7 protein-coding genes are annotated in these 12,581 nt (G+C 52.4%); 4 read left to right on the forward strand and 3 right to left on the reverse strand.

The window, feature by feature from the left end; genetic code table 11:
- Positions 1 to 32: 32 nt before the first annotated feature.
- Both AC0YOB_RS23350 and AC0YOB_RS23355 read right to left on the reverse strand, forming a co-directional pair.
- Complete coding sequence (locus tag AC0YOB_RS23350; RefSeq protein ID WP_475794796.1) at positions 33 to 1,127, reverse strand: sensor histidine kinase; 1,095 nt, start codon at positions 1,125 to 1,127, stop codon at positions 33 to 35.
- Positions 1,124 to 1,810 carry a response regulator gene (locus AC0YOB_RS23355; RefSeq protein WP_475794797.1) on the reverse strand — a complete coding sequence of 229 codons (687 nt, stop codon included), beginning with the start codon at positions 1,808 to 1,810 and terminating at the stop codon, positions 1,124 to 1,126. Before AC0YOB_RS23355 ends, AC0YOB_RS23350 begins: the two co-directional genes overlap by 4 nt.
- A gap of 152 nt (positions 1,811 to 1,962) precedes the next feature.
- On the opposite strand from AC0YOB_RS23355, the gene AC0YOB_RS23360 reads away from it, so the two are divergent.
- On the forward strand, positions 1,963 to 4,029 hold the full coding sequence (locus tag AC0YOB_RS23360) for a multicopper oxidase family protein (RefSeq protein WP_475794798.1): 2,067 nt from the start codon (positions 1,963 to 1,965) through the stop codon (positions 4,027 to 4,029).
- Here the strand turns inward: AC0YOB_RS23360 and AC0YOB_RS23365 are convergent.
- On the reverse strand, positions 4,018 to 5,586 hold the full coding sequence (locus tag AC0YOB_RS23365; protein ID WP_475794799.1) for a histidine kinase N-terminal 7TM domain-containing diguanylate cyclase: 1,569 nt from the start codon (positions 5,584 to 5,586) through the stop codon (positions 4,018 to 4,020). The genes AC0YOB_RS23360 and AC0YOB_RS23365 overlap by 12 nt on opposite strands.
- 297 nt (positions 5,587 to 5,883) lie before the next feature.
- Here AC0YOB_RS23365 and sigJ point away from each other — a divergent pair, with 297 nt between their 5' ends.
- From sigJ to AC0YOB_RS23380, 3 genes are all read left to right on the forward strand, one after another.
- Positions 5,884 to 6,741 (forward strand): RNA polymerase sigma factor SigJ, encoded by an 858-nt coding sequence (gene sigJ, locus AC0YOB_RS23370; protein WP_475794800.1) that lies wholly within the window; start codon positions 5,884 to 5,886, stop codon positions 6,739 to 6,741.
- Between the two features lie 634 nt (positions 6,742 to 7,375).
- Positions 7,376 to 10,852, forward strand: a complete 3,477-nt coding sequence (locus AC0YOB_RS23375) for a PA14 domain-containing protein (RefSeq protein WP_475794801.1) — start codon at positions 7,376 to 7,378, stop codon at positions 10,850 to 10,852.
- Positions 10,853 to 10,879: 27 nt separating this feature from the next.
- On the forward strand, positions 10,880 to 12,556 hold the full coding sequence (locus tag AC0YOB_RS23380) for an S-layer homology domain-containing protein (RefSeq protein WP_475794802.1): 1,677 nt from the start codon (positions 10,880 to 10,882) through the stop codon (positions 12,554 to 12,556).
- Positions 12,557 to 12,581 lie beyond the last annotated feature (25 nt).

Here is a 12,581-nt window from a genome sequence, read left to right on the forward strand (position 1 = left end):
GCCGCATCCATAGTTTAATTAAAGCCTGATTGTTACAAAGCAGACTTCTCCGGAAGCAGCACCGCAAATTCAGCGCCGCCTCCGGCGGCGTTCTTGACTTCAATCCCCCCTCCGTGGGCAATCACGATTTGCCGGGCAATCGCAAGACCAAGACCCGCTCCTGATGACTTCCGTTCTCTCGTGCCGGCGCGATAGAAACGGTCGAACAAATACGGGATCGCTTCTGGCGGAATGCCGGGCCCTGTATCCCTGACGAAGATGGACACGAATCCAGGAGTTCCCGCAGGAGAAACTATAATGGAAATAAGACCGCCTGGCGGCGTGTGATGAAGCGCATTTGCCACCAGGTTAAGGAACACCTGCTTGATCCGTCTCGCGTCAAGATCGGCCCAGACCGCTTGATTATAATCCGGTCCGTGAAGCTGAACACCATGCGCCTCAGCTTCCGGTTGGACAAGCTCCGCCAAGCCGGACAATAGAGCTGCGAGATCGGTCTTATCTTTACTGAGCTTCAGCTCGCCTGCCTCTGCTGACGTTAGAAGCTGAAGTTCATCGACCAATTGAATCAAACGGAGCATTTCATCATGAAGCGGCAGCAGCGTCTCGGGCCTCACCTCGGAAGAAGAGTGCTGAATAAGTTCAAGCTTGTTCAGAACGATGGATAGAGGGGTTCTTAGTTCATGAGCGACGTCCTCAACCAATTGTTTACGGCTCTTCTCCGCATCGCGCAATTTAAGCGTCATCGTGTTGAACGCATGACTTACCTGTCCGTACTCGTCAACCCTGTTAACAGGTACTTCCGTATCCAATTCCCCCTCGGCCACTTTTTCCATGACCCTGATCAGTCTTCTGAGCGGCTTTATGAGCATACCCGAAAACCAGTAACACATGACAGCGGCAATTCCTGCCACATAAAGCGTGACGGTCAGAGCTTTATGCTCCATCCGCTCCAGAATATAAAGTCTTATCCCTTCCAGCTGTTCCGGACGGACATCGCTTCCGCCCTCTTCCGTGAAATACCGTGCAAACAAACTCCCCAAGTAACCCTGCGTCGTCCCGATAAACGCCGCACTTACCAAACAGACAAGCACCGCCATAACGGAGAAAATTTTGCCCCTTACTGTCATGGCTGTTCACCGAACCGGTAACCGAAACCATAAACGGTCTGAATGTATTGCGGGCTGCCGGGATCAGGCTCCAGCTTTTTTCGGAGCTTGCTGATGTGAGAATCCAGCGTTCGTTCATAATTCATCAAGTCCTCGTCCATTGCCGCCCTCATAAGCTGCAGACGGCTAAAGACGATTCCCGGCCGCGCAGCCAGGGTTAGAAGCAGCTTAAACTCGGTTGGCGTAAGCGGCAGGGGCTGCCCGTTTCTTGCCGCCTGACATTTGGCTTGGTCAATGGACAGGTCTCCCCGCTTCAGAACAGAGGGCTCATTCTGCTTCTGTCCGATCCGCCGCAATAAGGCGCGTATGCGGGAGGCAAGCTCCCGTAAACTGAACGGCTTGGTGATGTAGTCGTCAGCCCCGAGCTCAAGCCCAACGATCTTATCGGTTTCCTCGGATTTGGCCGTGACCATAATAATGCCGCAGGAGATGGATTGTCTGAGCTCCCGGCACACGTCGATGCCGCTCATGCCCGGCAGCATCCAGTCAAGCAATACGATCCCCGGAAGCTTCTTCCTTGCGATATCCAGCGCATCCCGCCCATTTGCCGCCGTTAGGACAAGGAATCCCTCCTGCTCCATAAACAGCTTCATGGTTTCAAGCATGGCAGATTCATCTTCCACGATAAGAAGGGTTGTTTCCATGATGCGGTCATCTCCTTCTTTTTTTAAATAGTATATCACCCTTTTTTTGAACAAAAGGGAACATCCATACAAAAAGCATGAGTTCTCCAACTGTTCTACACATTCGTTTCGTACACTAAAGACCAAACCGAAACAAAAGGAGAACAACCGCTATGAGAATCTGGCTGCTGATTGAATATGAGATGACCTTTTTACTTGTGTTTTTTTGGTGGATGGTTTATGCAAAAGCCAAAGGCCTGCTTCGTTCGCACACAGAGGCGGCTTTGCGCTCCAATATCCGAAAGGTCCATCTATGGCTGTACACGGCGGTCGCGATGACCGGGATCAAGGCGGGGGCGGTCATTATGCTGTGGTCGACGGATTGGGCATACGTGGAGGATAAAATTATGATCCAGCTTCCGCTGTACCTGTTATCCATTGCCGCCATTTTCACATTCTCGCTGCCGTTCATAAAAGCTGCTGCTGCGGACTCCGCCCCGTCAATGGAAGGGCAGCTTAAGGGAGACCTTCGTTTGCGGCTTTACGATCCGGTTATTACGATTCCGTTCGCCGCGGCTTTTATAGCCTCTGTCGTCAACTGCCTGCATATGCTGCTCTTCTCGCAATCGCCGCTCCGGTTTGGAACATTGTTTTTGATATGGAGCGGATTCGGGGTCTGTGCTGCCACTCTATGGTATATGAAATCAAGAGTCTATGAACGTATAGCCGCAAGTGGAGCATTCCCGCCAATCCGGCCGCTTCGCCAGAGGCTTGTGAGAACGGCAATCGTAAGTCTGTCCATTGCCTCCTTGCTCGCAATCATTATTCTGAGCGGCATGAACGCTTCGCGATTGCCGGATCGTATGAATATGGCAGATCATGGCGGCCACTCGCAGCACGCGGCAGATCCAGCTTCCATGATCAGTGTGGACAGCTTGAAGGGCCCGCAAGGCGGAGCACCGGATCGCATATTTACCCTGTCCGCCCAAACCATGGAGCGCGTACTGCCGTCAGGTGAAACAGAAGAAGTATGGGCCTTCAACCAGCTAATCCCCGGTCCTGAGCTGCGTATCAAAGAAGGGGAATTGATTGAGGTTATTCTGGTCAATGTGGATATTGAGGAAGGCGTGACCCTTCATTGGCACGGGCTGAATGTTCCTAATGGAGAAGACGGAGTCGCCGGATTGACGCAGGATGCGGTGCTGCCGGGGGAACGGCATAAATATCGTTTTATTGCAGAGCAGACGGGGACGTACTGGTATCATTCGCACCAGCAATCCTCGGTCCAGGTCGCGAAAGGACTGTATGGCGCATTGGTTGTGGAAAATCAAGCTTCTGATGAGATCGATAATGTGGATCTGGCTGTGATGTCGCATCAGCATGGAATGAGCAACGGAACGACAATCACGCTGGGGTTGCCAGGGAAGCTTCAGCGTGTCGACGTCCGGCCGGAGACGACTGTCCGTTTGCGTCTGATTAATGCCCGCAATATGCCGCAATCCTTCTATTTGTCCGGCGTACCCTTCCGGGTAACGGCCATAGACGGGATAGATCTTCATGAGCCGCAGCTGATTTCCAATCAGAAACTGTCGCTTGCCGCCGGGGGCCGATATGACCTATTCTTTCAAATGCCGTCCAGTGCGGTCGGACTTGCACATTCCAGTGCTCCCATATCGGAAGACAGCGAGGCTCTCGTATTGGCCGCCAATGGTCAGGATCTGCCCCCTGATTTCCAGCAGGAATCAACCTTTGATCCCGCGGCATACGGCACTCCAGTCATTACGCCGTTTAATCTGGAGACGAAGTTCGACCAGAGCCATACCCTCGTCCTGGATAATCGCATAGGGTTCTATAATGGCAAGCTTACCAATCAGCAGACCATTAACGGATATGTATTTCCCCATACGCCATCCCTTATGGTCCGGGAGGGAGATGTCGTCAAGGTGAAATTCGTAAATCGCGGGTTTATGGACCACCCGATGCATCTTCATGGCCATCATATCCTGGTTCTAAGCCGTAATGGCAAACCGGTTAAGGGCAGTCCCTGGTGGACAGATACGCTCAACGTGGCGCCAGGCGAAATCTACGAAACGGCTTTCCTGGCCGACAACCCGGGATTGTGGATGGATCACTGTCATAACCTGGACCATGCGTCCGCCGGAATGTCCATGCATTTGATGTATGAGGGCGTTTATACGCCATATGATATCGGAAAGGCTACAGCCAATCTACCAGAGTGACACGGGGGAGGATTGCTGCGCCAATTCTACCCGGTTGCGTCCGCCTCTTTTGGCTTCGTACAATGCCGCGTCTGCGGCCCGGAGCAGCGATTCAAGCGTATCGCCATGCTCGAAGGATTGAGCGGCGCCGAAGCTTGCGGTCACCGTGATCGTCCCGTGATTCGTGACCAGGGGCTCGTTCTCCAGACTGGTCCGGACCAGCTCCGCCAGCCTGCCGGCTTCCTGAAGCGTAGAGGAGGGCAGAGCCAGCACGAATTCCTCACCCCCGTAACGGGCGAACAGCATATCCTGCGTGATCACCCGCCGGCAGACCGTCACCATATGCACGATCACCTGGTCGCCGGTTTCATGGCCATAGGTGTCATTGACCTGCTTGAACTGGTCGATGTCAAACAAAATAAATGACGCGGGCTGATCCTGCAGACGGGCCTGCAGCAGCATTTCCTTGCTTTGCTGGATAAAGTGCGTGCGGTTATAGATTCTGGTCAAGCCATCGTAATAAGCGAGCTGCTTGAGCTGATCCTGAAGCAGCCTCTGTTCCGTCACATCGATCAGCATGAGCAGGCTTCCCGCCCGTTCGCCGCCGCGGCTTCTGACCACGGAGGAGCGGATCTGGTAGTAAGCAGTGCCGTCCTCCGTCCTGATGCTGGCTTCCTGCACACTGTCCGCGCTTTGTATATCCGGAAAAGGCGAGCCTGTCAGCCGCGTCCAGCTTTCATCCAGCTTTCTGCCGATCATCCCGATGCTCAGCCCTGGAAGCATTCGGCTTACGGCGCCATTGAAGTCGATAAGCCGCTCCGCTGAATCCAGAACGATTACCCCTTCCCGCATACTTTCAAAAATGCTTTCCTTGGCTATCGGCACAATTGTCAGCATCCTCGTCGTTACGATCGCCCATATGTACATCGAGGACGTGACGCAGACAACGAGAGGCACAGGGTCCATGCCCTCGGGCGTCAGCCCCATAAGATAGATGAATGCGGATATCATGGGGATGAACTGTCCGCAGATGAGCGTCGCCAGCTGCTTGCGGTAGGCTTTCTTGGTTGCTTTCCATTCCCTGGCAAGCAGCACGACTCCGGCGAGCAAGCATCCGAATGTGAAGGCCCCATGCACAATATACCACTCTCCGATGACCACATCGGTTGCGTGAAGGGGAGAACCTGCTCTGAGCTCCAGAGATTTATAGAATAAATGGTGGAAGTCGTTGGTTGCCACCATCCCAAGCGTAATGACGGGAATAACGAACAGCAGCGCCGCGGTCATGCGTGAAATCGGCCTGTCTATGTATCGCAGAATAAGCATCAGGCCAATCACAGGGGCGAATGAGATTCCGATATATTCCACAATCGTCCACCCTTTGATCGCTGCAAGCGTGGTGCTTGAAATCTGGAAGGCGTAAGCGAATATATAAATGGCCTGTACCGTCATATAGATGATAAACGTACGCGCGCCGGGTATTTCCTGCTTTTTGAAAAACGCATAAAAGCCTAGAAAAATACAAAGTACGCCCGAAGTTGCGATCAACGAAATATACATCGTAATTTGGGATCCCATAATCTTTTTCCCCATTATCATTATAGTTTGTTGGCAGGGCTGAAAAAGTCGAATCAGGGGGGAAGTTGCGGATAGCACAATCTTACCATATTGGACGTTCAAACTGTAGATTCCAAGCGGCGGCTCTTTCCAGTGAAAGACTGTCACAAAAAAAGCCCGTAAATCGTTTTATATGCAAACTGATATAAGGTGATTCTGATCGGCAAAGTTTGGCTGGCCATGAGAAAATTCACTTCGGATCCGGCGAGTGATAAAATAAGGCAATCAGCTGTAGAGGACAAGATTGGAAGTGGTAAGATGCAGGAGTTATATGCGCAGTATAAAGGGCTGCTGTTTACGCTTGCTTATCAGCTGACCGGATCGGCTTCCGATGCGGAGGACGTTGTGCAGGATGTATTCGTGAAGGTGTACGACGTGAAGCCGGAAGGTTTGTCTGAGGAGCCGAAAGCCTATTTGTGCAAAATGGTGACGAACCGCGCCCGCGATTTGAACAAGTCGGCCCGCAAGCGGCGGGAGCGGTATTTTGGAGAATGGCTCCCTGAACCCATTCCAACAGACGATGAAATGTTCGAATCGGTTGTCCGCGGTGAGCTGTTATCTTATGCCATGCTCGTGCTGCTTGAAAAGCTGTCTCCGTCGGAGCGGGCGGTGTTCGTGCTCCGTGAAGCGCTCGGCTTCGAATATCCCGATATTGCGGGGATTGTGGGCAAAAGCGATGCGAACTGCCGCAAGCTGCTCAGCCGCGCGCGCGGCAAGATGGGAATCGGTCCGGATGAGACGGTCCATGCTGAAGCTGCGGGCGAAGAGTGGGTCCGCCAGTTTCTGGAGGCCCTTGAGCAGAATAATGTGGATTCGGTCATAGCCATGCTCGCCAAGGATGTTGTGCTGGTTTCCGATGGCGGAGGAAAAGCGTTCGCCGCCGTCCACCCGATCGCATCAAGCGATTTTGTCGCAAGATTCCTTCTCGGTCTCATTCGCAAGGCTCCCCATTATGAGGGAGCCTTGCGTATCAAGATAAGGGATATCAACGGTCAAACAGGGCTTGTTGTCCATTCTGGCGAAGGCATCGAAGCCGTTGGACTTATGCATGTCGCGGGTAATTTGATCCGCAATATTTATATGATCCGCAACCCGGATAAGCTGGGGCGCTTATAAAGCGTCCTCCCAGCATTGGCAGGAAACGGGAAGGAACGAAATGCAGGCAGCTTTTGCGCACTTATCTGGTGCAAAAGATGCCTGTTTTTGCTATGCGAAAGGCGCCGGGAGGGCGATAGCCGATTCTTCCCGCAATCCGATGTATAAAGAGACTTTCAATACAATTTGATTGAAAATATCTTTTTTATGATCTTTTAATTCACAAAAACGATATATTTACAAAAATAAAATCATATTTTTCTGCTGATAAGCCTCCAAAAAAGGGGGTAAATACCAGTAAATTTTTACGCAGAGCTAACAAATCCCGAATAACCATTAATTTCCTGACACACCCTCCGCAAAGTTTCGGTAAAGCGATACCAATTGCCCGTGCGACTGAAAGCAATAGAAATACCACAAAGCCCGAAGGGTGGGACTATTTATACAGAAGAATTTTCTTTCTTACAAATATAAGGAGAATTGAGGCCATGAACCGGTTGTCAGCAAGAAAAAATTTACAATTTTCGGGAGATGGAGCTTCCCCAGTTTACATAGAATTGATTTTCGCTTAACACAACATGAATTGAAAGTATCGGTATGAATCCCTATATTGATCTATTGGAATCAATATATTTTTTATGGGAGGGAAAGAGAAGTGAAAAGGAGTTTCGCGCTGACAACCCGCGTGCTTGCAGCCATCATGCTTTGTACTTCGTTGTTCTCCGCAGGCTATTTTCTGTATGGCCCGGCAAATGCGGAGCCTTCCTCAACGAATGTCTTTGCTGAAGCCGGGGTAACGGCAACCGCGAATGGATACATGTCGGAGGAGGCCGCACCATCCCGTGCAATTGACGGCGATATGGAGAGCGGCAAATGGATGTTCGAGGGTGACAAGAATCTGCCCGGTGAGGCAAACCCTTATTGGCTGAAGATTGACGCTGGAGCAGAAGTGACGGTTCATCAGTTTGTACTCGCCCATGCGGGCGCGGCAGGAGAACCGGACAGCTACAATACACGGGATTATACCATTGAGACCAGTGATGACGATGAGAGCTGGACTCCTGCGTTAACCGTTACGGATAATACATACGGCATGACGACTCATGATCTTGATGTTCCGGTTACGGCAAGATATTTCAAGCTGAGCATCACCGATCCGGGAGAGGCGGATTCATCGACCGGTCTCTATGCAGCCAATATCTATGAATTTCAGGCCATTGGGCACAGGGGTTCCGAACCTGCCGCGGCCGAGGCTGCGCCGCTTGCGGCTGGTGAAAATCATGGCTTGATCGGTGAATATTATACAGGCAACGAAGATTTCAGCTTCAAGGATCTGAAGGCGAAGACGATAGACCCGCAGATCAATTTTACCAATCTGGATCCGGTGCTGCAGAACTGGACCGGACAAGCGGATCATTCCAATGCCCGCTGGACGGGCCAAATTATGCCGCCGCAAACGGGCGACTATACGTTCTACCTGATTGGCGACAACGGCTTCCGCTTGTGGGTCGACGATCAGCTTGTTATCGATCACTGGGTCAATGACTGGGATCTGGAGCAGACAGGCGTTCCGATCTCGCTGGAAGGCGGGAAGAAACACAATTTTAAAATCGAGTATTTCGAATACTCGGGCGGCTCCAATCTGTATCTGCGCTGGTCCGCGCCAGGCATGGCCAAGGATATCGTGCCAAGCTCGGCGTTCTATCTGCCGGCGGATTACGCGGGACCGGCAGCGGCCAGCGTCTCCAAGGACGGTCTCGACATTTTGCTTTCCATGAGCTCGAATTTGAATGAACTTCCTGACGCATTGCCGCTGCACTTTACTGCAACGGCCGACGGTCAGCCCATTCCGATTCAAAGCGCGGAGCAGGGAGCGGATCCGTCCGAGCTGAGGCTGCATCTGGCGGAAGCGATCAAGCCCAATCAGGCCGTGAGCCTGGAGTATGACGGCCAAGGCGGCTTGCAATACGCCGATGGAACGGCTGCCGGAAGCTTCAAGCTTGCTCCGGTCAATCTGTCCGAGCTGGTGGATTATTCGCCGATCGCCATCGCCATGTCATTCAATGGAAGTCCGATGACGAACCGCGCTTTTGCCTGGTATACGAGCTATGAGGTACCGCAAAACGCGCCGGCCAACATTATGGACAGCATTGTGGAGGTTGTGCAGGGCGATCAGGATTTCGACTCGGCCAAGGTGCTCCGTTTCACCGGCAAGCCGGAGGAAACCAAAGCCTTGAATCTTAAAATCACCAATTCGACGAACGGCTCGTTTATCAGCCACAAGGTGCTGGCGGACGGCCTGACCCCGGGAACGGCCTATAAGTACCGGGTGGGAAGCGACGGCAACTGGAGCGCGGCCGGAACTTTTACGACCGAAGCGGATAACGAGAACAGCTATGAATTTCTGTATATGACAGATTCGCAAGGCTCCAACTCGCAGGACTATACAGTCTGGGCCAACACCTTAAAGAATGGCCTGGAGGATTTCCCGAATGCGAAGTTTCTGGTGATGACTGGCGACCAGGTGGATGCCGGCTCCCTGGAATCCCAGTGGCTCGATTATTTTGGGAAGCCGCAGGATATGCTGATGAATTTGCCGTTGATGGCTGCGGTGGGCAACCACGAAGGGCCTTATAACGACAACTATTACTATCACTTCAATTATCCGAACGATTCGATCAAAAATCCATTGCCGCCGGGCAGCGTGTATTCGTACGACTACGGCGACGCCCACATCATGGTGCTCAACACGATGGATATCGCCTGGGATGACCGGCAGAAGGAGTCGTTCCGGCAGGAATTGGAATGGCTGAAAAAAGAAGTGGCCGAAACAGATAAGAAATGGAAGATCGTAACCTTCCATAAAGCGATCTATTCGGTCGGCAACCACGCGAAAGACAGCGATATTCTGGAGATGAGAAAGATGCTCTACCCTGTCTTCGACGAGCTCGGGATCGATGTGGTTCTTCAGGGGCATGACCATACTTTCATGAGATCCTATCAGATGTACGGCGACAAGCCCGTTGCGGATATTGATACGGATGAGAATGGCAACCCGCTGAATCCCGGCGGTACGCTGTATATGATCAACAATTCCGCCGCTACCAAGTTTTACGATGTCATGCCAAATGTTGACCGCTATTACGCGGCGAAGTTTGAGCAGCCGAGAATCGCGATCTATTCGGGCATCCGGATGACAGAGAACAGCATCACCATCGATTCCTACAAGTCCGGCGAGGACAACCCGTTCGATACGTATACCATTGTCCGGAATGACGGCAGACCTGATCCGGTCGAGAAATTGGCCGCGGTCAAGAACGATGACGGGAAGACAGTCCTCTCCTGGGACAAACCGAAGAATGTGAGCGCGGAGGACGCGGTCAGAGGCTACAGAATTTATGAGGCCGACGGCAAGCTGGGGAACTGGAGTGTTTACATTCCGGCCGTTGATGGCCAGGAAAGCTATCAATATGCGGTAGAGGGCACAGATCCGGGACAAGTCTACAAGTTCGCAGTGACCGCTGTCGACAAGCGGGATAATTCGGACGCAAGCATCGCAAGCCCGACGCCGATGGCGCCGACTGCTCCGGTGGTGGACGACTTAAATAATACATTCGGCTGGACGAACGTCCCCGGATTTGCCGAGCTTACAGATTACGAATACAGTGTGGATGCCGGAGCAAGCTGGCAGCCTGCAGCTGCAAATCCGCAGCCGGTCGGAGATCATGATTATGCGGCGGGCTCGGTTATGGTGCGCGTTGCGGCGGACGAAGCCGCCGGCACTGCCGCCGGTCTGCCGCTTGCTTCGAATAAGCCGTTTACGGCAAGCAGTTTGGAAGGCACCTACTCGCTGACAGGCGTAACCAAGAGAACCAAGGATCAAATTCAGGTCAGCGTTGAGGTAGAGAAGGTGGCCGAGTACAGCGGGGACGCTTATGTGGTGTTTGAGCTGCTAAATGGAGAAACGCCGGTTCTGATCAATGCCGTCCCGCTTAAGCAGGACAAGGCGACGATCTCTCAATATTTCAACGAGACAGGAACGGAATATAAGGTGAAGGTATTTGTATTTAATCAATTCAACAGTGATCTTGCCAAACCGGAACGATTGGCGAAGCCCCTTGTGCTTCAATAACGGATAGAATAGAGAGGACTGGATACGGTGAAAAGATATTTGGCGGCCATTGTGGCGTTGTTCTTCGCGCTCTCACCGGTTTCAGGCTACGCAGCGGCTTCATTCCCGCTCAACTTGAGCGGGAATGAAGTCCTTCGCGGCGGTGAAATCACGCTTTCCGGGATGGCTTCGAGCAATGCGAACGATGTTGTGGTTAAGATAGTAACTCCCAATCAGACGGTATTTTATATTGATGTTATAACTCCTGTGAATGGCAGCTATTCCGTCAAGGTGGCGATTCCCAAGGACGAGGATCTTGCTCCATTTGGCGTCTATAAGGCAGTTGCCGGCAGCGGCGGCCTGACGGAAACCAAGACGTTCTCGGTAGTCGAGAAGCTTGGGGATGGAACCGGTGATCCAAATGAACCGAATGATCCCGAAGGACCGAGCGATCCTGAAGGACCGAGTGATCCGGAGGGACCGGATAACGGAAATCAGGGAAGCGGCTCAAATGGCAGTACCGCTCCAACGGATGCAACTATCCCGTCCGATGCAGGCACTGCGGTCGGCTCCACCGTTCAACCGGTGCTGGATAAAGACGGACGCTATGTGGTTGGCAGCGATACAATGACCAAAGGCATACAGCAAGCAGCTGACTCCGTAACGATCCAGCTGCCGGCATCCGCCGGCGAAGCCGGCAGTGCTCTGGAGTTTCCTGCAAGATCCTTACAGGATCTGAAGGATAAAAACCTGGATTTGATTGTCATATCAGGCAACCGTACGGTCCGTTTCCCGGCCGGCTCCATAGCGGCTTCAAACGAGCTGCTGTCACGGGTTCGCATTGTGCTGAAAACAGCCTTGACGGATGAAGCCCAAAGCTTGATTAATCAGTCGCTTAAGTCCAATCCGGATTATACTTCGACTGGAGCTGTCATCTCCGTCGAAATTCAAGTGATTTCCGGAGGGAAGGTCGTCGATATTCATGACCTGGACAAGCCTGCTGTCGTCACGATGAAGCTGACAGACGAACAGGCGAAATCGATCTCTTCCGATCTTGCCGGCGTCTATTATGTGAATGGCGATCAAGCTGAATATGTGGGGGGCACCCTCAGTAGCGGCATGTTCACGTTCACGGCAGAGCATTTCTCGTATTATACGATTCTTGAATATAACAAAACCTTTTTGGATTTGGCGGGGCATTGGGCGGAGCAAGCTGTAAAGTCGCTCACTGCCAAGCATATTGTCAATGGTGTGGACGAGCGGCATTATGAACCGAACCGGAGCATCACCCGCGCAGAGTTCGCCACCATGATTATGCGGGAGATTGAGTGGACGGGCAAAGTGACGGACAAAGCTGAAGCCAATCCGTTCAAGGATGTGGCAGCCAATCAATACTACAGCGAACCGATTGCAAACGCGGCATCGCTTGGCATTGTCGAGGGTTATGGCGGAGCATTCAGACCGGATGCGAAGATTACGCGTCAGGAAGCGGTTGTAGCGCTTGTTCGTGCGGCCAAGTATTTTGACCTTGCCGGATCGGACAAAGGAAAGCCTTCCTTTACGGATGTGAACGGGATCGCCGCTTGGGCCGTTGCTTCTGTTAATGAAGCCTGGTCGAAAGGCTTGATCCAGGGAGACGGCTCCCATTTCAATCCGAGGAAATCGGTAACTCGTGCTGAAGTGGCAGTCATGATCAACCGGCTGCTGCCGAACGGTTCTTTATAAAACGAAAGCGGGAGGACCCAATCGC

The organism is Paenibacillus sp. JT31N17 (genome assembly GCF_056269255.1).